The organism is Pseudomonas sp. NFACC16-2, from assembly GCF_900119205.1.
In the GTDB taxonomy this organism is placed as follows: domain Bacteria; phylum Pseudomonadota; class Gammaproteobacteria; order Pseudomonadales; family Pseudomonadaceae; genus Aquipseudomonas; species Aquipseudomonas fluorescens_Q.
In genome coordinates, this window is sequence record NZ_FPIX01000005.1 from 107,907 (window position 1) to 129,461 (window position 21,555).

The window sequence follows — 21,555 nt, forward strand, 5'->3', positions numbered from 1 at the left end:
AACGTTGTCACGGGTGGTGTAGCAGCCGGTTTCCCACAATCGATTATCACCGCACTCGGCAATACGCTGACCATCACCGGCTACAACGCCAGCACGGGCGTGGTCAGCTACAGCTACACCTTGCTGGATAACGAAGCCCATCCCAACGCCAGCGGCACCAACAGCGTGAGCGAGCAGTTCGCGGTCGTCGCCACCGACGACAACGGCACCACGGCCAACGGTAACCTGGACGTGAACATCGTCGACGACTTGCCTAAAGCCGTGGACGACAGCAACGCCAGCACGGCTTCGGAAACCCACCTGACCCTGACCGGCAGTGTGCTGACCAACGACACCCAAGGTGCGGATCACGTGGCGTCTGGCCCAATTACGCCCGGCACTTTTACCGGTACTTACGGCACCTTGGTTCTCAACGCCGACGGTTCCTATACCTACACCCTCAACACCGCTGACGCCGATTTCAAAGGCTTGCACGGTGGTGGTGATGGCAGCGAAACCTTCACCTACACCCTGACCGACGCCGATGGCGACACCAGCACCGCGAACCTGGTGCTGCAAGTGCACAACAACGACGACCCGGTGATCATCACCGGCCTCGACACCGACGGCGGTGAGCTGACGGTTCAGGAAAAAAACCTCAGCGACGGCAGCAGCCCGGATGCATCGGCCTTGACTCAAAACGGCACCTTTACCGTGACCGCGCTGGACGGTGTGCAGACCCTGAGCGTGGGCGGCATCAACGTCGTCACCGGCGGCGTGGCGGCGGGTTTCCCTCAGTCGATTACCACCGCACTCGGCAACACGCTGACCATCACTGGCTACAACGCCAGCACCGGGGTGGTCAGCTACAGCTACACCTTGCTGGACAATGAAACCCATCCCAACGCCAACGGTGCCAATAGCGTTAGCGAGCAATTCGCCGTAGTGGTCACCGACGATAACGGCACCACGGCCAACGGCAATCTGGACGTGAACATCGTCGATGACCTGCCGACCGCCCATGCCGACTCCGCCTCGGTGGATGAGGGCGGGACGGTCAGTGGCAACGTCCTGAACAACGACGAAGGTGGTGCCGACGGACCGGCTGCGAGTGGTGCCGTGATCGGTGTGCGTGCAGGCAACGACACCTCGACGCCGGCGATTGGTGGCTTGAACACCCAGATCAACGGCACCTACGGCTACCTGACCCTGGATGCCAATGGCAACGCCGTCTATCACAGCAACCCGAACACCGTCAGCGCCCCGGGCGCGACCGATATCTTCACCTACACCGTGCGTGATGCCGACGGTGACGAAAGCACTACCACCATCACCATCGATGTCCACGATATCTGCCTCGTCGCCACGCCCGACCACGAAATCAGCGTCTACGAAAAAGCCCTCGACCTGAACCAGGACGGCCAGGACCTGGCCCCCGGCACTGTCACCGGCAGCGACCCGAGCGCCACCAGCGAGACCGCCAGTGGCAGCCTTGTCGGCTCTATCAGTGGTGCCGTTGGCGCCGTGACCTTCGCGCTGGTGGGCAGCGCCAACGGTGCCTACGGTCAACTGTCGCTTCAGCCCGACGGTACCTACACCTACACCCTGACGGCGCCAGCGACCACCACGCCTCACGCCAACGATGGTCCGAACGTGTTGAGCGAAAGCTTCACCTACCAGGCCACGGACTCGTTAGGCAACACGGTCACCAGCACCATCATCATCGACGTCGTCGACGACGTGCCCAAGGCCCATGCCGATTTCGCCTCGGTGGTAGAGGGCGGCACGGTCAATGGCAACGTGCTGGACAACGACGTACTCGGTGCGGACGGCGGCGCAATCATCGGCGTGCGTGCCGGCAACGACACCTCGAACCCAGCCATCGGCGGCCTCAATAGCCAGATCAATGGCACCTACGGCTACCTGACACTGGACGCCAACGGCAACGCCGTCTACCACAGCAATCCCGATGCTGTCGGCGCACCAGGCGCGACCGATGTCTTCACCTATACCGTGCGGGATGCCGATGGTGATGAAAGCACGACAACCATCACCGTCGACGTGCACAACAGCTGCCTCATCGCAGAAACCGACCATGACGTGACCGTCTACGAAAAAGCCTTGGACCTGACCCAGGACGGCCAGGATCTAGCCCCTGGCACCGTCACCGGCAGCGATCCGAGCGCCACCAGCGAAACTGCCAGCGGTACCTTGGTCGGTTCAGTCAGCGGTGCCACTGGCGCCGTCACCTTCACCCTGGTAGGCAACGCTACCGGCGCCTACGGCCAACTGCTGCTCCACCCGGACGGTTCCTACACCTACACCCTGACCTCGCCAGCCAACACCACGCCCCATGCCAACGATGGCACGAATGCGCTGAGCGAAAGCTTCACCTATCAGGCCACGGACTCCCTGGGCAACAGCACCACCGGCAGCCTGGTGGTCAGCATCGTCGATGACGTACCAAAGGCTGTCGCGTCCGAGCGTTCGGTCACGGCGGTGGAGGTCGATTCGAACCTGCTGATCGTGCTCGACGTGTCCGGCAGCATGGCCGATGACTCCGGTGTGCCGGGGCTTTCGCGGCTGGACCTGGCGAAACAGGCGATCAGTGCCTTGCTCGATAAATACGATGACCTGGGGGATGTGAAAGTCCAGCTCGTGACGTTCAGCAGCAGTGCCACCGACCAGACGTCGGTGTGGGTCGACGTGGCGACTGCCAAGTCGCTTCTCTCCAGCCTGTCGGCGGGTGGTGGGACCAATTACGACGCGGCAGTGGCGACGGCCAAGACTGCGTTTGTCACGTCCGGGCAACTGACCGGCGCGCAGAACATTGGCTACTTCTTCTCGGACGGCAAGCCCAATTCTGGCCTTGAAACCGGCACGGCAGATGAGGCGGCGTGGAAAGCCTTCCTCGATGCCAATGGCATCAAGAACTACGCCATTGGCCTGGGCGACGGTGTCAGTAACGACTACCTCGACCCGCTGGCTTACGACGGCAGCGCTCACACCAACACCAACGCAGTGGTGGTCACCGACCTGAACCAGCTCAATTCGGTGCTCTCCGGCACGGTGCAGGGCGCGCCGGTTACCGGCAACCTGTTGGGCGAAGGCGGTTCGTTTGGCGCCGATGGCGGGTTTGTCAAAAGCCTGGTGGTCGATGGCACCACGTACAGCTATGACCCGGCGGCCAACGGCGGCCAGGGCGCACTGAGTGCCAGTGGTGGGGTCAACCATGGCAGTTTCAATACGGCCACCAACACGCTGAGCATTGCCACCGCCCATGACGGTACCCTGGTGGTCAACCTTGACACCGGTGCATTCAGCTATACCTCCCAGACAGCCACCAGCACATTGATCACCGAAAACATCGGCTACACCGTCAGTGACAACGATGGCGACCTGGCAAGCTCCAGCCTGGTGATCAACGTCGTACCCAACAGCCCACCGATAGCGGCTGACGACAACATCATCACCAACGTGCTGTCGGGCAACATCGTGGTCCCGGGCGAATTGCTGCTGGGCAACGACAGCGACGCCAACGGCGATCCGCTCACCGCGTCACCCACCAGTTTCAATACCGGTTGGACCGCCAAAGGCGGGGACTTCACTGGCAGCACCGGCACGGTCAGTTTTACCGGTAACAACGTGCAATCGATCAACCTCAGTCGCAGCGCTTTCGTCGCCAATACCGCGAGCATGACGGCGATGTTGGTGGTCAGCGGTGCACTGGGGATGGTGTCCAATAACAACACCAACGATGAAGATCGGCTCAATATCAGCCTCAAACAGGGCGAAACCCTCACCCTGGACCACAACCTGTCGGCCGGTCGCATTGCAATGGTGTATTCGCTCAACGGCGGGCCATTCATTGCGATCAACGATGGGGCATCTTTCACCGCGGCAGCGGATGGCAATTACCAGATCCACGTCACCAATATCGCCAATCCCGGCGGCGGTAATTCCAACGCTGCGGAGAACTATCAACTGACCCTCACCGTTGACTATTCCGGGGCGCAAGACAAAACACCGGACTACCACGACAGCTACACCGCCAGCGACAACCATGGCGGCAGTGACAGCGCAGCGGTAGGCATCAGCTACCAGGCGGGCCATACCCTGACGGGCACCAGTGGTGACGATGTGCTGTTGGCTGGCAACGGCGACAACATCCTCAACGCCGGCGACGGCAACGACGTACTCAGCGCCGGTTCGGGCAACAACACCCTGAATGGTGGGGCCGGCAATGACCTGCTCTACAGCGGCGCTGGCAACGACCTGCTCGATGGCGGTACGGGCAACGATACCGTCAGCTACGCCCACGCCACGTCGGCAGTCACGGTGAACCTGGGCCTGTTGGCGGCGCAGAACACCTTGGGCGCGGGCACCGATACATTGAGCCGCATCGAAAACCTCGTGGGCTCGAACTTCAACGACACCCTCACCGGCGACGATGCGAGTAACCGCCTCGACGGTGGTCTGGGCCATGACGTGCTCAATGGCGGTGGCGGCAATGACCTGCTGATCGGCGGCCTGGGCAACAACACCCTCACTGGCGGCAGCGGTGCCGATACCTTCCAATGGCAGGCAGGCAACAGCGGCCACGACGTGATCACGGACTTCGCGCCCGGCATCGACAAGCTCGACCTGTCCCAGTTGTTGCAGGGGGAGAATGGCAGCGCGGCGTCACTGGACGATTACCTGCATTTCAGCGTGAGCGGCAGCGGGGCGTCGGTCATTACCAGCATCGACGTCAGCGCCATTGCCGGTGCCACGCCGAACCAGACCATCGACCTGGCCGGCGTCAACCTCGCCAGCCATTACGGCGTCACACCCGGCGCAGATGGAATGATCGCGGGTGCAGATACGGCGACCATCATCAACGGGATGTTGAATGACCACTCGTTGAAGGTGGACACGGTGTGAGGTGAGCTGAAATAACAAAACCCGCGATTTCCGGTCTGGAAATGGCGGGTTTTGTCATTCTTGCGGTTTGAAGAAAGGGCTGCTGGACACACAAACCCCTGTGGCGAGGGGATTTATCCCCGTTCGACTGCGCAGCAGTCGCAAACCGGCGGGCGAGGTGTACCTGGTGTACCGCGTGGGCTGGTTTTGGGGGCTGCTTCGCACCCCAACGGGGATAAATCCCCTCGCCACAGGGGGGCTGGCATCCCGGGCAGGTTCGGTTTCAAGGCTTGCGCAGCGTCTTTTGCCTGAGGATATAAACCGTTACCAGCACCGCACTGGTGAGCATGAACCCCCGGGCCCACGGCAGGGGCACCAGGTAGCAGGAGAAGAGGATGCTCGCCCACATCAGCCCGATGGCATAGACCTTACCCTTGAGCGGGATGCCGTTGCCACTGAGGTAGTCGCGAATCCACGGGCCGAGGCGGGGATGTTCTACCAGCCATTGGTAGAAGCGCGGCGAACTGCGGGCGAAACAGGCCGCCGCCAAGAGCAGGAAAGGGGTGGTGGGCAATACGGGAACGAAGATGCCGATGACCCCCAGCGCTACGCTCAGCCAGCCAATGGCCAACAGAACGTAACGCAGAATCAGCGGGCGATTGCCAATGGGCGAGGGCACCCGGTCACTCAGTGGTGGCGAGGCTTGAGGATCGCCGGTTTCTCGTCCGGTGCGTTGCACAGCAGGTACAGGGCCGTGAGGGCTTCGGGGATCTGGACGATCATGTCGTCCATCAGGTTGGCGTCGGCGGCGATGTCGGAAAACTCCGGTTGCTCGTCGAACAGACCGGAACCGACCATGATCGGCAGCAGCATTTCGCTGACTTCCTCTTCGGCGGTTTCGAACCAGGCGGCTTCGCGCAGGAACACGCCCTCCATGAAGCCGATGCACCAGCCACGCAGTTCCGAATCGTCCGGGTCATCGCCCAGGTCCAGGTCGCACGGCAGTTCGAACTCTTCGTCGGAAGCCAGTTGGCGGGCGATGTGGGCCTTGAGGCCGACCAGCGTGGCTTCGATTTCGGCACGCTGGGCTTCGTCGCTGTAATGCGGCTCTTCGGCGAACAGGGCATCGATCCACTCACGGTCCGGCACCGTTTCTGCGCAGATGGACAGGGCGGTCAGATAGCCGTGAGCGGCCACGTAGTCCAGCGCCTCTTCGTGCAGCTCATCGGCGTCGAGGAAGACTTGCAGGCGGGTCAGTTGCTCAGCGAAGGACATTACGGGCTACCTTGGGGAATAAACAATGCGGGAATTCTAGGCCTTCTTGAGCGCCCAGGCCAGCCGCGTGGCGTATTTGCCTTGCCGGTGGGGGCTGGGTTGCCCAAGAGCCGGGGGGCATACCGAAGAAGGTGGGCCGGACCGGTCCCTGTGGCGAGGGGATTTATCCCCGTTGGGCTGCGCAGCAGCCCCTCTCGGTTTATTCAGTTGGATCGCACACTCAAGTGACCATTTTGGGTCTGCTGCGCAGTCCAGCGGGGATAAATCCCCTCGCCACAAATACAGTATTCGGCTTCCTTGCTTTCAACGTCCGAAGCACCTCTTGTCAGCAGCGCCCTTCGCAACGAAGGCCTCGGGTATACTGCCGCGTTTTGTGATGCCCTGCGGCGTCCCGCCGGTTCGAAACGCGCACTTACGATTTGCCGGTGCAGCGTTTGTGATTCTGAACCAGCCTTGCAGGGATGTTTCGGTGATTTTTGGAGTTTCTATGCTCGAACAGGCTCAACGCGTCCTCAAGGACATCTTCGGCTACGACAGTTTCCGTGGCCGCCAGGGTGCCATTATTGAGCGCGTGGCCAGCGGTGGCGATGCCCTGGTGCTCATGCCCACCGGCGGCGGCAAATCCTTGTGCTTCCAGGTACCGGCGTTGTTGCGCAACGGCCTGGCCGTGGTGGTCTCGCCACTGATCGCATTGATGGACGACCAGGTTGCGACCCTCGAGGAACTGGGGGTTGCCGCGGCTTCGCTGAACTCCACCCTCAGCGCCGAGCAACAGCGGGACCTGGCGACACGCATCAGGCGCGGCGAAGTGAAGATGTTGTACCTGGCCCCGGAACGCCTGGTGCAGCCGCGCATGCTGGCGTTCCTGCAGAGCCTGGAAATCGCCCTGTTCGCCATCGACGAAGCCCACTGCGTGTCCCAATGGGGCCATGATTTCCGTCGTGAATACCTACAACTGGGGCAACTGGCGGAACTGTTCCCCGACGTGCCGCGCATCGCCCTGACCGCCACCGCCGACAAGCGCACCCGCGAGGAAATCGTCGAGCGCCTGCACTTGCAGGATGCCGAGCGCTTCCTGTCCAGCTTCGACCGTCCGAATATTTTCTACCGCATCGTACCCAAGGAGCAGCCGCGCAAGCAGTTGCTGGCGTTTCTCGCCGAACGTCGCAGTGATGCCGGCATCGTCTACTGCCTTTCGCGCAAGAAGGTCGATGAAGTGGCGGCGTTTCTGTGTGAGCAGGGGTTCCCGGCGTTGCCGTATCACGCCGGCCTGCCCAACGACCTGCGGGCCTATCACCAGAAGCGCTTCCTCAACGAGGAAGGCCTGATCATGGTGGCCACCATTGCGTTCGGCATGGGCATCGACAAGCCCAACGTGCGTTTTGTCGCGCACCTGGACCTGCCCAAGTCCCTCGAGGCGTATTACCAGGAAACCGGGCGTGCCGGTCGTGATGGCTTGCCGGCCGACGCCTGGATGGCCTACGGCCTGCAAGACGTGGTGATGCTCAAGCAGATGTTGCAGAGCTCCGAAGGTGATGAGCGCCACAAGCGCCTGGAGCAGCACAAGCTCGACGCGATGCTCTCGCTGTGCGAAGAAACCCGCTGCCGGCGCCAGACCCTGCTGGCCTATTTCGACGAAGACATGCCCCAGCCCTGTGGGCATTGCGACAACTGCGTCGATGGCGTGGAAACCTGGGACGCCACCGAGCCGGCCCGCCAGGCCTTGTCGGCGATTTTCCGCACCGGCCAGCGCTACGGTGTCGGGCATCTGGTGGACGTGTTACTGGGCAAGGACAACGAAAAGGTCCGCAGCTTTGGCCACCAGCACCTGTCGGTGTTCGGTGTGGGCAAGGCGCGCACAGAGAGTGAGTGGCGTTCATTATTCCGACAGCTGGTGGCCCGCGGTCTGGCCGATATCGACCTGGAAGGCTACGGCGGCCTGCGCCTGAGTGCGACTTGCCGGCCATTGCTCAAGGGTGAAGTCACCCTCGAGCTGCGCCGCGACCTCAAGCCGGCAACGGCGGTCAAGAGCAGCAAGAGCCAGGCCAGCCAACTGGTGCGTGGCGAAGAGCGCGATCAATGGGAAGCCTTGCGGGCCTTGCGGCGCAAGCTGGCCGAGGAGCACGGCGTCCCGCCGTACGTCATCTTCCCCGATTCGACGCTGCTGGAAATGCTCCGCAGCCAGCCCACCTCCCTGGCGGAAATGGCCCGGGTCAGTGGTGTGGGTGCGCGCAAGCTGGAGCGGTATGGCGAGGCCTTCCTCCAGGTCCTGGGCGGCGAGGCCGAAGCACCGAAAGCGGTGGCCGATGTACGCCACGAACTCATCACACTGGCCCGGGCCGGCATGACGCCGTTGCAGATCGCCGGGCAACTGCAGTGCTCGGAAAAGAACGTCTACACGATGCTGGCCGAGGCCATTGGCAAACAGCAGTTATCCCTGGAACAGGCACTGGATCTGCCCGAGGAACTGATGGGTGAAGTGCAGGATGCCTTCCTGGACGGCGAAGGCGAGTTACCACCAGTGTCTGAAGTTGCCGCACTGTTTGTCGGACGGGTTCCCGAAGGCGTGTTGTATTGCGTCAGGGCTGCATTGCAGTCGGAATTTGAAGTCTGATCAGTAAGTTGCGTTCCTTTAACGATTCAGTACAAGGCGAGCCTTGCTTGAATCCAAAGCTCATGCTTAGCTGACTAATAATTAGTTTTTCTCTATTTCAGATCTGATGAGTTTTTTTATGCCGTTAACCGATCAACACCGTTTTGGCATGCAGTTGGCGCAAATGTCTCGAGGCTGGCGTGCCGAACTGGATCGTCGCCTGGCCGGGCTGGGCCTGTCCCAGGCGCGTTGGCTGGTGCTGTTGCATCTGGCCCGTTTCGAACAGGCGCCGACCCAGCGTGAATTGGCCCAGAGCGTCGCCGTCGAAGGACCGACCCTGGCCCGGTTGCTCGACAGCCTGGAAACCCAGGGGCTGGTGCAGCGACAGGCCGTGGCCGAGGACCGCCGGGCCAAGAAAATCGTGCTCTGCGCACCGGCCCTACCGTTGATCGAACAAATCGAAACCATTGCCACGCAATTGCGTCGTGAGCTGTTCGAAGGGGTCGATGAAGCGGACATGCGCGTGTGCATGCGGGTCCACGGTACGATCCTGGCCAACCTGGAAAAATCCTGAGGCATATCCCTGGCGCCAGACTTTTGAGATTCGGCGATTAGCGAACTATAACCAGTACTAAGTGATCGTATTGGATGCGTTTACGCTCAGTCTGGTAGTCGAAAGGGATACCCATGCTTGAAAGTTTGCAGTCCACGTTGCGCGGTTGGGTCAACGTGTCGGTCGTCGTGGGTGCCCTGGGATATTCGGCCTTGGCGTCGGCGCTGGGGCTGGGGGACATAACGCTTCACTCCGCCCTGAACCAGCCGTTGCGCGCCGATATCGCCCTGGTCGATGTGGCCGGGATCGGCGAGGGCGATCTGTCGGCCAGCCTGGCGAGCCCGGACGATTTCAGTCGTGCGGGTGTGGAACGGGCGTTTTTTCTCAACAACCTGCGCTTCACGCCGGTCTTGCGCGGGGAGCGCAGCTTCATTCGGGTGACCTCCAGCAAACCGGTGGAGGAACCCTTTCTCAACTTCCTGGTGCAGCTCGATCAGCCCAACGGGCGCCTGCTGCGCGAATACACCGTGCTGATCGACCCGCCGGGCACACCGGGTATCGTGCCTGTCCGTGACGAACCTTCCGAGGCCCCGCCGTCCATCAAGCCGCCCCCGGCGGTACAGGGCAAGCGCTACACCGTGGTGCCGGGGGACAATCCCTGGCTCATCGCCAAACGCCTGCATGACGCCGGCAGCAACGCGTCGATCAATGAGTTGATGCAAGGCATCCAGGCCTTGAACCCCGGCAGCGACCGGCTTTCCATCGGCCAGCGCTTGTTGTTGCCCGATTCGGCCGTGCTGCCGACGTCGGCTGCAACCCCGGCCGGCCAGGCCCCAGCCGCGTCCGATGAGCAATTGGCCGCCAGCGTGCTGCAAAACCAGCAGCAACAGAAGACTATCGAGCAACTGCAGGCCCGGCTCCAGGCCCAGGACGAGGAAGTCGCTGGCCAGCGCAAGCAGATCAGCGAATTGCAGGCCCGGCTGGCCGAGGTAGCGCCAGCCCCTGTTGCATCGACGCAACCGCAACCGGCGGTTCCTGCATCGGAACCGGCGTCGAACGCGCAACCCGGTGCAGAACCGGTAGCAGAACCAGTAGCAGAGCCAGAGGGCATCAATTGGACATGGGTGGCGGGGCTGGTGGGCCTGCTGGGGTTGCTGGCGCTGTTACTGTTCGTTCGGCGTCGGCAGCAGCAGGCCGAGTTGGAACCGATGACCGGGCGTCCCGAGCCGATGCTGGAGGAGGGCGACGAAACCTTTGCTTCAATCCCCGATACGGAGCCGTCCGAGACCGCGGCATCGTTCAATAACGGTGACACGCCCCTGGGTGATGTGCTGGAGGGCGTCGGGATCTACCTGACCTACGGTCGATTCACCGAGGCCGCAGGGTTGTTGCGCGCCGCGTTGCTGGCGGAGCCGGAACGCACCGACCTGGGCCTCAAGTTGCTCGATGTACTGGGCAAGCAGGGCGATGTCATCGGTTTCCAGGCCCAGGAGCATCATCTACAGGCACAGGGTATCGATGCCGGGACGTTGGAGGAGGTCCGTGGGCGCTACCCCAAGGTTTCCATGATCGCCGCGCCGACAGTGGCGTCGATACCGCCTCAGGTACCGGTTCTTTCATCTGCTCCGGCACCGACACCTGCTCCTGAACGTGAGCCGGTGCCCGGTGACGAGTTCGAGTTGGACCTGGATGCGCTGTCCATGGAAACCAGCTGGGACCTCGCCGATGCCCAGGACAACACTGCCGATAAAGAGGCTGTTTCACCTTATGCCGCCGAGAGCTTTTCGCTTTCAGGTTTTGACGAACCGGACCTGCAATGGGAAGCGCCACTGGAAACCGAGTCGTTGGACGATGCCTTCCTCGACAGCTTTGCCGACGAAGAACAGTCGCTGGAGCTTGAGCCACTGGCCCTTGAACCTGTTTCCCTGGACACCCTGCCCCTCGAGCCTCAGGCCCCGGAACACTCGGTCAAGCTGGAACAGGCACAGAATTGCATCGACGATGGAGACCTGAAAACCGCCGTCTCCCTGCTTGAAGAACTGCTCGAGGAGGGTGACGAACCCCTCAAGCAGACCGCCCGGGTGCTGCTGGCGGGGATTCGCTAGATCCCTCGAGGCTGTAGCGGCTGGCCTCTTCGCGAGCAAGCTCGCTCCCACAGCCATCTGCGCCCCCATGTGGGAGCGAGCTTGCTCGCGATGACGGTCTGTCAGGCTATCAACCCATCCCAGGTAAACGCCTACCCCTCAAAACGTCTGCCCGAGGTTCAGGTACACCGCCTGTTCATCATCGTCGTTAACGCCATAGCTGAAATTCAGTGGCCCCAGCGGTGTATCGAAGCCCAGGAAAATGCTGGCGGCGTTGATGTAGCCGCTGTCGAATTCGTTGTCGTTGTTCCAGGCCCTGCCGCGTTCCAACGAGCCGCCGATGTACAGCGGGAAGTCCAGTGGCAGATAGGCCCGCGGTGTGAGGCGGCGGTAATACACGGCACGCATCAGGCTGATGTTCTGTCCGGATACCCCGTCTTCGCGAAAGCCTGACAGTTGCCGCGCGCCACCGAGCACAAAGCTGGACGTCACGACTTCAGCAGTGTCCAGTGTTCGACCGTAGCGCCCGCCCAAGATGAAGGTGTCCGGGCCGCTGCTCAGGGCTTTGTCCAGCTTGAACTCCCACTGGCGGTAACGCTGGTCGGAACCCAGCCCCGGTTCATATTGGCGCCAGCTCAGGCCGATATCTTCCCCTTCGTGGGGGAAATACACGTTGTCGAAGGAATCGAAGGAGTACTTCAGCTCATAGAAACCTTCATTGAAGTTTTCGCTGGGCTGGTCGTGATCGCCAATGCGCACATCCGCCTTGCCCCAGGCCTGGCCGACACCGAAGCGGATTTCGCCGTTGTTGCTGATCTGGCGGCCCACGTTCAGCCCGAAGCCATAGCGCTCGACGCGATACTGGGCCACCGGGTCGTTGTCCAGGATGGACTCCACGTTGCGGGATTCAAATTGCCCGTAGGGGGCGATGAAGTAACGTGAACCGACATCCAATGGTTGGTAGAACTCGCTGTACAGCTCCTGCTTGTCGCCGATCTGCGCCCGGGTCAGCCATTCGGCACCGAGGCGATTGATGCCGTTGACCCGATAGCTGGCTCCCAGGTTGAAAGCGCTGTCGCCGCGCATGTCGTCCGACAGGCTCAGCCCCAGCCGAAGGTAGTCGGTGCCGGTGCGTCTGCCCCGGGCGCTGATCACCAGCGTGTGATCCGGGCCCTTGCGGACCACGCGGTATTGCACCTGTTCGAAGTAATCCAGGCCGTACAGTGTGCCCATGTCGATCTGCAGGCGACCCAGGTCCAGCGGCTCGCCGATTTTCTGGCGAACGTAATAGCGGATCACGTCATCGCCGACTTTCGAGTCGTTCTCCACACGAATGGCGGTGATGACCGGCGTGCGCTCGCTTGGGGTGCGCGCGGCCATGAGCTCGGCGTCGGGCGCCTCGGACGGGCGTAGAGGCGCCAGGCGTGTCTCGAGTATCCGCGTGGCACGGTAACCGGCGTCGATCATGTCCTGGGCCCGGCCGAAATCGGTGGAGCCGAAGCTCGCCAGCGCCGGCTGGATCAGCACGTCGTCTTTCTTCAGCGTTGCCAGTTGCTCTTCAGAGTTGCGCCGGGTCATCAGGGTGGTCGACTGGTTCAGCACGTCGACCACCGTGACCAGCTGCTTGCGGTTGCGCAGCGGCGTACCGATGTCGACCACGATGGCCACGTCCACGCCCATTTCCCGGGCCACATCCAGCGGGATGTTGTCGGACATGCCGCCGTCCACCAGCAGTCGGTTGTCCAGTTCCACCGGGGCGAATACCGCCGGGATCGACATACTGGCGCGGATGACCTTGGGCAGGTGGCCTTTGCGGAACACGACTTTTTCGCCCGTGGCGATGTCAGTGGCGACTGCGCGAAACGGGATCGGCAGTTTGTCAAAGTCCCGTGTATCGCTGGCGTGGGCCAGCAGGCTTTCGAGCAGCAGGGCCAGGTTCTGGCCCTGGATGACCCCCAAGGGCAGGCCGAGGCTGCCGTCGTCACGAAAACTCAGTTTCTGTTTGACCAGGAAGTCCCGGTCATCCTGCTTGCGCCGGAAGGGTACGTCCTTGCGTGGCGGCGCATCGGACAGAGCCTGTTGCCAGTCGATGCCCAGGGCGAGTTTTTCCAGTTCGTCGATCTTGTAGCCTGAGGCATACAGCCCGCCGATGACCGCGCCCATGCTGGTGCCGGCGATGGCATCGATCTTGATGCCTTGCTCTTCCAGGGCCTTGAGCACGCCGATGTGAGCCAGCCCCCGTGCGGCACCGCCGGACAGCACCAGGCCGATTTTCGGGCGTGGCGCTTCGACGGCGGACACGTTGGCATGACCGAACAGGGGCAACAGCAACAGAAGCAGGAGGGGCAGGAGGCGGCGCATCGTCAATCTCGGGGCGAGCGATCAAAGGCGGTTATTATAACGACGCCTTCGAATCCAGGAGTCCACCCGCTATGACCGAACATAAACCGGAAGTCGTCATCACGTATTGCACCCAGTGCCAATGGCTGTTGCGCGCAGCCTGGCTGGCCCAGGAACTGCTCAGCACCTTCGGCGACGACTTGGGCAAAGTGTCCCTGGTACCGGGCACCGGTGGCGTGTTCCACATCAGTTGCGACGGTGCACAGATCTGGGAGCGCAAGGCCGATGGTGGTTTTCCCGAAGCCAAGGTTCTCAAGCAGCGGGTCCGCGACCGGATTGATCCGGAGCGGGACCTGGGCCACAACGATCGGGTTCAGTGAGACGCGGCTTGGGCGCCAACCCCCGGTTTCTTCGAACCGCCCAGTTGGCTTGAGATCACGATGGCCGTGATGATTACCACGCCGCCCAGCAGCATGCGCAGGGTCGGGTTCTCATCGAACAGCCACCAGGCCATGGCGATGCCGTAGACCGGCTCCATGGCGAACACCACCGCCGCCGTGCGGGCCTTGATCACCGCCAGGCTGGCCACGAACAGGCTGTGGGCCAGGCCGGTGCAGAACACGCCGAGCAAGCCGATCCACAACCAGTCGAGGGGGCGAACGGCGCTCAATTGTGGTGCGGCCATCGGCAACAGGCACAACCCGACCACCACGTTCTGGCACAGCGCGGCCTGCACCGGCGGGACGTGCGCCGAACCGGCACGGTTGGTCAAGGACAATAGGGAGAAAAGCAACCCCGAGGCCACGGCCCACAGCAGGCCAGTGGTGGCACCGCTGGCCAGGTCGAAGTTCGGCGTGACCAACACCAGGCCGACGCTCACCAGCACCACCAACCAGATTTCATTGGCGCGAATCCGTTCGCGGAAGATCAGCCCCTCGAGCAATACCGTGAAGGCCGGGAAACTGGCAAACCCCAACGTGGCGATCGCCACGCCGGCCACCTTCACGGCGATGAAGAAACTCACCCAATGCCCGGCCAGCAACAACCCCCCGAGCAGCAATCGCCGGCCATCCCGGGCCCGCAGTTTCTGCCAGCGGCTGTTGCTGGCGAACCGGGCGAACATCGCCAGGGCCAGCACGGCGAAGACGGCGCGCCCGAACACGATGACCGCCGGCGAAGCCGCGGCGAGTTTGCCAAAGACACCGGTCAGGCCAAACATGAGTGCGCCGATGTGCAGGGCGCCGAGGGCAGTACGAGGTGTCATTTCAATCCTTTCAACAGATAAGCCAAAACCGACGGACAAACATCAATCCCATGGGGGGTATTTAAGCGTTGGGGAGGTGCTGGCGTCTGTCGCGATCCTAGCGATTTTTAGCGCGAAGCTAGCGCTGACGCCGCAGCTTGCCCGGCGAGACGCCGAATTCGCGCAGCACCGCCGCGGCGAAGGCACTTTGGGAGCTGTAGCCGACGCGGTGGGCGATCTCACCGATGGGCAACTGCGAATCACGCAACAACGCTACGGCCTGGTGCAAGCGACGGCTGCGGATGTAATCCATTGGGGTTTGTCCGCACTCGGCGACGAAGCGTGCGTGCAGGCGGGCGTTGGAGAGGCCGGCGATTCGCGCCAGGTCCGCCACTTGCAGCGCATAGGCGGCGTTCTGGTCGATGTGGGCGTTGAGCGCGGCGTAGGGCAGGCGCCGGCCGCCTAGGGTTGCCTGGCGAGCGTTATTGAGACTCGCCAGCAGCAGCACCGCGCCTTGCTGGGCGATCACCGGATCGTCCACCGGGCTACCCGCCAGCCAACTGACCAACTGGCTTTGTCCCGCGTCCAGGGGCAGGCGAGCGGTGTCGTCGAGCAAGCGGCGGCTGGCGTCGGCGTGATCCCCCAGGCATTGCCCGACCCAATCGTCACTGGGCACATCCAGCACCAGGCAGCGACTGCCCCGGGGACTGCCGCAGGCGTGATGGGCACCGGCGGGTACTACCACGAAACTCTGTTGCACCACCTGGCTGCCACGCCCTTCGACCTCGAAATCCAGCGCGCCGGACAACCCGAACACCAGTTGCGCGTGGTCGTGGCTGTGGACAATCAGATCGTGGCTGTAGTGGCGTAGCGTGAGGATCGGTCTCATCGCGGTCTCCCGTGTCAGGCCGCCAGCATACACCGAGGGCTCACCGCCCCGCGCTGTCATGTAATGGACTTGTGTTTGTCATGGGCCATTAACCGCTGGCGTGCACAGTGGCGAAAACGATCAGAGGGTTGCCCAATGACCAGCGCCGAGCTCGCCAGACCCAGCCGCAAACAGCGTGTACGCACCTTATGGATTTCCGATGTGCACCTGGGTACCCGGGATTGCCAGGCCGAGCACTTGTCGCAGTTTCTCAAGGGCTACCACGCCGACAAGATCTACCTGGTGGGTGACATCATCGATGGTTGGAAACTGCGCGGTGGCATGTATTGGCCCCAGGCCCACACCAACGTCATTCGTCGCTTGCTGACCATGAGCAAGCGCGGCACCGAAGTGATCTACGTCACCGGCAACCATGACGAATTCCTGCGGCGCTATTCGAAGCTGATCCTGGGCAATATCCAGTTGGTGGACGAAGCGGTGCACGTCACGGCCGATGGCCGGCATCTGTTGGTGATCCATGGTGACCAGTTCGATGTCATCACCCGGTACCACCGTTGGCTGGCGTTCCTCGGAGATTCGGCCTACGAGTTCACCCTCACGCTGAACCGCTGGCTCAACCATTGGCGAGCCCGTTACGGCTACGGCTACTGGTCGTTGTCGGCGTACCTCAAGCATAAGGTCAAGACCGCCGTCAGCTTCATCAGCGATTTCGAGGAAGCCATCGCCCACGAGTGCGTGAAGCGCGAACTGCATGGCGTGGTCTGTGGGCATATCCACCACGCGGAGATGCGCAGGGTGGGCGAGGTGGAATACCTCAATTGTGGCGATTGGGTCGAATCCTGCACGGCGCTGATCGAGCATTGGGATGGGACGATCGAGTTGTATCGGCTGGCGGAGGCCCAGGCGCGGGAGGCGTTGCTCAAGGCCGAAAAGGTCGCCGAACCTGCGTGAGTCTTACACCCTTTGTGGCGAGGGGATTTATCCCCGTTGGGCTGCGCAGCAGCCCCCTCGGTTTATCAGGTAGATTGCAAACTCAGGTAGTTATTTTGGGGCTGCTGCGCAGCCCAGCGGGGATAAATCCCCTCGCCACAGGGGGCACTGTGTCTGTCAGGCCGGTATGTCCGCCATCGCCGCCTTGTAGATCGATTGCTTCGGCGTGGCAAAGACCCTTTCCAGCATCGGCTCGAAGAAACTCAAGGGCAGGGTGTCGTATTCGGCATCGAATGCCGCCGCGTCGTACTTCGCACAGAACTCAATGGTCGCCTGGTATTGCGGATGAGCACTGAATTGCTCGCGCAGGTGTCGGTCCATGCCCAGGTGATGGAAGAAGTAATAGCCCTGGAAAATCCCGTGCTTCTCCACCATCCACAGGTTTTCGGCGCTGACGAAAGGCTTGAGGATCGCCGCGGCGATGTCTGGGTGGTTGTATGAGCCCAGGGTGTCACCGATGTCGTGGAGCAGGGCGCAGACCACGTATTCCTCGTCCCGCCCGTCACGGTAGGCGCGGGTGGCGGTTTGCAGGGAATGGGTCAGGCGATCCACCGGGAACCCGCCGAAATCGCCGTCCAGCAGTTTCAAGTGGGCCAGGATCCGGCCCGGCAATTGCCGCGCGTAGGCGCTGAAATCGGCCGCGATGATCGCCCAGTCTTGTTGGGTGCCTTCTTTCATGTGGGTAAAGCGCGCGTGGTTGCTCATCGGCAGTCCTTATTAGAACGCCACCTTGCCCAGCAGCATGTCGCGGTACATGACGAAATCGCCGAGCAGGCTGTAGAGCGGATGCTGGAAGGTGGCGGGACGGTTCTTTTCGAAGAAGAAATGCCCGACCCAGGCGAAGCCGTAGCCGGCCACGGGCAGGGCGAGCCACAGCCACCCGCTACCCACGACCAGAGCGAGGACGAGCACCAGGATGACCAGGGAGGTGCCGATGAAATGCAGTCGTCGGCAGGTGCTGTTGCTGTGTTCGCTGAGGTAGTACGGGTAGAACTCGGCGAAGCTATTGAATCGTTTAGCGTTTTCCACGACGGCTGGCTCTGTGGTTATTGTTCTGATACTTGGAGTCTAGAGCCATCAATCGCTACGGCCAGTGACAATCAGCGCCACTCTAGTGTCCAGTCTTACCAATAACGCCCCTTTTGGACGGCTTCTGTTGCCGTCATGCTGCGTTGCCACTCCTCGCCATAGCGGGCTATGACTCGTCGTGGCGTCTTGCCTGACAACAACAGCCGCTCGTCCAAAAGGGGCGTTATTGGTAAGACCGGACACTGCTATCCTTCGCAAATCCAGCCGTACCCTGCGGCTCGTCATGCAAGTAAAACGTCATGAACGAACGAACGACTTCTTCAAGCTGGGCGATGGGGATTGTCAAGGCGTTGGAAATCGACGGCCTGGATTGTCGGGTGCTGTTCAAGCAACTGGGGCTGGACTTCGATGCGCTGGACGATCCGGATGCACGCTTCCCCCAGGACTCGATGACGCGGCTCTGGCAACGGGCGGTGGAATTGTCAGGTAACCCGGCCATTGGCTTGAACATGGGTAAAGTGGCGCGCCCGGCCTCGTTCCATGTGGCGGGCTACGCCTTGATGTCCAGTCGCACGCTGGCGGAGGGGTTCCAGCGACTGGTGCGATACCAGCGGATCATTGCCGAAAGCGCCGACTTGAGTTTTCGTCGGTTGGAAGAAGGCTACGGGCTGATTTTGACGGTACACGGCGACCATTTGCCCCCCACCCGCCAAAGTGCCGAAGCATCCCTGGCCTGTGCGTTGGCCCTGTGCAATTGGCTGACCGGGCGTACCTTGCACCCGGTAAAAGTGTTGTTCCAAGGCACCGAACCCCTGGACCTGGTGCCTTATCAGCGAACCTTCTGCGCGCCGCTGGTGTTCGGCGCGTCTTATGATGCGCTGATTTTTGAACGGGCCGACATGGAGGCGCCGTTGCCTACGGCCAACGAAGCCATGGCGCAGTTGCATGACCGGTTTGCCGGTGAATACCTCGCGCGTTTTTCGGAAAGCCGCGTGACTCACAAGGCACGACAAGTGTTGTGTCGGCTGTTGCCCCAGGGCGAGCCCAAGCGTGACGTGGTGGCGCAGACGCTGCACCTGTCGCAGCGCACCTTGCAGCGGCGCTTGCAGGAAGAGGGCACCAGTTTCCAGAGTTTGCTTGAGGACACCCGTCGTGAACTGGCCGAGCAGTACCTGGCGCAGCCGGGCATGACGCTGCTGGAGATCGCCTATCTGTTGGGGTTTGCCGACCCGAGCAATTTTTTCCGGGCCTTCCGCCGTTGGTTCGACGCCACGCCTGGCGAATACCGGGCACGGTTGGCGGGCCAGCCTGAAGCGGTCAGTGACGCCAGAACGCCGGGATACACAGCACGAACACCGTGATGATCTCCAGTCGGCCCAGCAGCATGCCTCCTGACAGAATCCACTTGGCCGCGTCCGGCAGCGGTGCGAAGTTGCCGGCCGGCCCGATGGTCTCTCCCAGCCCCGGGCCGACGCCGGACACGGTGCTGGCCGCACCGGTCAGCGCCGTCATCCATTCCACGCCCAGCAGCGACAGCAACAGGGCGATCACGCAGATGGTGATGGCGAAGAAGAACGAGAACGTAAGGATCGAGCGGACGATTTCTTCGTCGAGGCGATGACCGTTGTATTTCTGTTTGATCACCGCGCGGGGGTGGATCAGTTGATTCAGGTTGGCCCGCAGCAGGATGTAGGCGACCTGGAAGCGGAAAATCTTGATCCCGCCAGCCGTCGAGCCCGAACAGCCGCCGACGAACCCCAGGTAGAAAAACAGCATCAGCGAAAAATTGCCCCACAGGCTGTAGTCGCCCAGGGCGAAACCGGTGGTGGTGACGATGGACGTCACGTTCAGCGCCACGTGCCGCAGCGCCTCCAGCCAATGCAGGTCGGTGGTCGCCCAATACCAGGTGCCGAGCACCAGCCAGGTCACCAGTAGCACGCCGATGAGCCCTTGGACCTGCTGGTCCTTGATCAGCGCCCGGCGATTGCCCCGCAACATCGAGACGTACAGGGCAAACGGCAGGCTGCCGAGGATCATGATAACGATGGCGACCCAGTGCACCGCCGGCTGGGTCCATTTGGCCAGGGACAGGTCCGAGGTGGAGAAACCGCCGGTGGAGATCGCCGACATCGAATGGTTGATGGCATCGAATAGGCTCATCCCGGCCCACCAGAGCGCCAGGGTGCCGAGGATGGTGATGCCCACGTAGGACGCCACGATCAGCCGCGCCACCATATGGGACCGGGGCATGACTTTTTCCGAGCGGTCCGACGACTCGGTCTGGAACAGCCGCATGCCCCCGATGCGCAGCAGCGGCAGGATCGCCACTGCCATGCCGATGAAGCCGATACCGCCGAGCCAGTGCAGCAGCGAGCGCCACATCAGGATGCCCGGGGACATGGTGTCCAGGCCGCTCAGGACGGTGGCGCCGGTGGCGGTGATGCCCGACATGCTTTCGAAGAACGAATCCGTATAGCTGATGTGCTGGGTCAGCAGGAAGGGCAGGGCGGCGAAGATACACACCACCAGCCAACTGCTGACAGTCAGCAAGTACATGTCGCGCGGGCGCAGGTGGATGTGTTCCGGGCGCCCGGGAAGCACCAGGGCCAGGCCGGCGAGGAAGGTGATCATGCTCGACCAGAGGAACGACGGCAGGTCGCCGGTGCGCTCGAAGACCATCAGGGTGGCCATGGGCACGACCATGAAGATCGCCAGGGTGATCAGGAAGATGCCGATGATGAAACCAATGATCCGCAGGGTCGGCAACGCCATGAAGTCCGCTCAGGCTGGAAAAGGAAGGGCGCCATTCTACCCGCGACAAGCGCCCTGTAAACCGGCACCCGGCGCCATTTGGAAGCTGGCTGTGGAATTTGCGCTAACGAACTCGCCGCACAGCCACTAGAATAGTCGGACATTTTTTCAGGAGGTGGCCGATGCAGGCTCTCGACGCTTTGCTCAACCGTGTTTCCGTCCCGCGCCTGGTGGACCCGGCCCCCACTGCGGAGCAGCGCGAGCTCATGTTCGCCGCGGCCATGCGGGCGCCGGATCACGGCCAGTTGCGGCCATGGCGTTTTCTGACGGTCGAAGGGCAGGCGCGGCAGCGCATGGGCGAACTGCTGGCCGAAGCTGCGCGGTTCAATGACCCGCTGGTACCGGAAAGCGTCGTGGAAAAGGCCCTCAACGGCCCATTGCGCGCGCCCCTGGTCGTGGTGGTGATCGCCCGTCTGCAGGACCATTTCAAAATCCCCAAATCCGAGCAACTGTTGGCGGCCGGCTGCGCGGCCCATGGCATCTTGTTGGCGGCGTATGCCCAGGGGGTTGGTGGCGTGTGGCGCACTGGTGAACTGGCGTACTCGCCGCATGTGGCCAGGGGGCTTGGCCTCGAGGACGGGGAAGAGGTGATCGGTTTCCTCTACCTGGGCACGCCGCAGAAAGAAGCGCGCACGGCACCGCAGGAAGATCTCGGGCAGTTTGTCCGGGAGTGGACGGGCCCGCAGGTATAACGTTTGACGCAGCTTTTTTGGTAAAGAGGGTTTATCTGTGGCGAGGGGATTTATCCCCGCTGGGCTGCGTAGCAGCCCCCCAGCCTGGAAAGGCCTGACATCCCAAGGTGTCTGATCTAGGGCTGCTGTGCAGCCCAACGGGGATAAATCCCCTCGCCACAAGGGGATGTGTTCA

At 62.2% G+C, this 21,555-nt stretch carries 16 protein-coding genes; 8 read left to right on the top strand and 8 right to left on the bottom strand.

Features of this window, described 5'->3' with window-relative positions; genetic code table 11:
- Positions 1–4,902: beta strand repeat-containing protein (locus BT116_RS06855; RefSeq protein WP_139209456.1), on the top strand; the 4,902-nt coding region annotated here is incomplete at its 5' end.
- 262 nt (positions 4,903–5,164) lie between these two features.
- Here the strand turns inward: BT116_RS06855 and BT116_RS06860 are convergent.
- Both BT116_RS06860 and BT116_RS06865 read right to left on the bottom strand, forming a co-directional pair.
- Positions 5,165–5,560 (bottom strand): YbaN family protein, encoded by a 396-nt coding sequence (locus tag BT116_RS06860; RefSeq protein WP_072341488.1) that lies wholly within the window; start codon positions 5,558–5,560, stop codon positions 5,165–5,167.
- An 8-nt stretch (positions 5,561–5,568) separates the two neighbouring features.
- Positions 5,569–6,156: a UPF0149 family protein gene (locus BT116_RS06865; RefSeq protein ID WP_003198997.1), complete on the bottom strand. Its 588-nt coding sequence runs from the start codon at positions 6,154–6,156 to the stop codon at positions 5,569–5,571.
- A gap of 487 nt (positions 6,157–6,643) precedes the next feature.
- On the opposite strand from BT116_RS06865, the gene recQ reads away from it, so the two are divergent.
- The 3 genes from recQ to BT116_RS06880 all read left to right on the top strand — a co-directional run bounded on the left by recQ (position 6,644) and on the right by BT116_RS06880 (position 11,407).
- Positions 6,644–8,770, top strand: a complete 2,127-nt coding sequence (gene recQ / locus BT116_RS06870) for a DNA helicase RecQ (RefSeq protein ID WP_063322442.1) — start codon at positions 6,644–6,646, stop codon at positions 8,768–8,770.
- 118 nt (positions 8,771–8,888) lie between these two features.
- On the top strand, positions 8,889–9,323 hold the full coding sequence (locus BT116_RS06875) for a MarR family transcriptional regulator (protein WP_003199001.1): 435 nt from the start codon (positions 8,889–8,891) through the stop codon (positions 9,321–9,323).
- A 113-nt stretch (positions 9,324–9,436) separates the two neighbouring features.
- Positions 9,437–11,407, top strand: a complete 1,971-nt coding sequence (locus tag BT116_RS06880) for a FimV/HubP family polar landmark protein (RefSeq protein ID WP_072341492.1) — start codon at positions 9,437–9,439, stop codon at positions 11,405–11,407.
- Between the two features lie 138 nt (positions 11,408–11,545).
- Here the strand turns inward: BT116_RS06880 and BT116_RS06885 are convergent, their stop codons facing one another.
- Positions 11,546–13,747, bottom strand: coding sequence for a patatin-like phospholipase family protein (locus tag BT116_RS06885; RefSeq protein WP_072341495.1), 2,202 nt, complete (start codon positions 13,745–13,747; stop codon positions 11,546–11,548).
- Positions 13,748–13,818: 71 nt separating this feature from the next.
- Between BT116_RS06885 and BT116_RS06890 the strand changes: the two genes are divergently transcribed.
- On the top strand, positions 13,819–14,106 hold the full coding sequence (locus BT116_RS06890; protein ID WP_060738678.1) for an Rdx family protein: 288 nt from the start codon (positions 13,819–13,821) through the stop codon (positions 14,104–14,106).
- Here BT116_RS06890 and BT116_RS06895 read toward each other — a convergent pair.
- On the bottom strand, positions 14,100–14,990 hold the full coding sequence (locus BT116_RS06895) for a DMT family transporter (RefSeq protein WP_072341498.1): 891 nt from the start codon (positions 14,988–14,990) through the stop codon (positions 14,100–14,102). The two genes, BT116_RS06890 and BT116_RS06895, sit on opposite strands and share 7 nt — an antisense overlap.
- Before the next feature lie 118 nt (positions 14,991–15,108).
- Positions 15,109–15,858 carry a helix-turn-helix transcriptional regulator gene (locus BT116_RS06900; RefSeq protein ID WP_072341501.1) on the bottom strand — a complete coding sequence of 250 codons (750 nt, stop codon included), beginning with the start codon at positions 15,856–15,858 and terminating at the stop codon, positions 15,109–15,111.
- Between the two features lie 135 nt (positions 15,859–15,993).
- Between BT116_RS06900 and BT116_RS06905 the strand changes: the two genes are divergently transcribed.
- Positions 15,994–16,809 carry a UDP-2,3-diacylglucosamine diphosphatase gene (locus BT116_RS06905; protein ID WP_072341504.1) on the top strand — a complete coding sequence of 272 codons (816 nt, stop codon included), beginning with the start codon at positions 15,994–15,996 and terminating at the stop codon, positions 16,807–16,809.
- A gap of 156 nt (positions 16,810–16,965) precedes the next feature.
- On the opposite strand, the gene BT116_RS06910 is transcribed toward BT116_RS06905, so the two are convergent.
- Both BT116_RS06910 and BT116_RS06915 read right to left on the bottom strand, forming a co-directional pair.
- Positions 16,966–17,553 carry an HD domain-containing protein gene (locus tag BT116_RS06910; RefSeq protein WP_072341507.1) on the bottom strand — a complete coding sequence of 196 codons (588 nt, stop codon included), beginning with the start codon at positions 17,551–17,553 and terminating at the stop codon, positions 16,966–16,968.
- 12 nt (positions 17,554–17,565) lie between these two features.
- Positions 17,566–17,877: an Mpo1-like protein gene (locus BT116_RS06915; protein WP_072341510.1), complete on the bottom strand. Its 312-nt coding sequence runs from the start codon at positions 17,875–17,877 to the stop codon at positions 17,566–17,568.
- 299 nt (positions 17,878–18,176) lie between these two features.
- On the opposite strand from BT116_RS06915, the gene BT116_RS06920 reads away from it, so the two are divergent.
- Positions 18,177–19,238, top strand: a complete 1,062-nt coding sequence (locus BT116_RS06920; RefSeq protein ID WP_072341513.1) for an AraC family transcriptional regulator — start codon at positions 18,177–18,179, stop codon at positions 19,236–19,238.
- Here BT116_RS06920 and BT116_RS06925 read toward each other — a convergent pair.
- Positions 19,195–20,649: a TrkH family potassium uptake protein gene (locus BT116_RS06925; protein WP_072341517.1), complete on the bottom strand. Its 1,455-nt coding sequence runs from the start codon at positions 20,647–20,649 to the stop codon at positions 19,195–19,197. The two genes, BT116_RS06920 and BT116_RS06925, sit on opposite strands and share 44 nt — an antisense overlap.
- 161 nt (positions 20,650–20,810) lie before the next feature.
- On the opposite strand from BT116_RS06925, the gene BT116_RS06930 reads away from it, so the two are divergent.
- A complete protein-coding gene (locus BT116_RS06930; protein ID WP_072341524.1) occupies positions 20,811–21,380 on the top strand; it encodes an NAD(P)H nitroreductase in 570 nt (189 codons plus the stop codon).
- Positions 21,381–21,555: the final 175 nt, after the last annotated feature.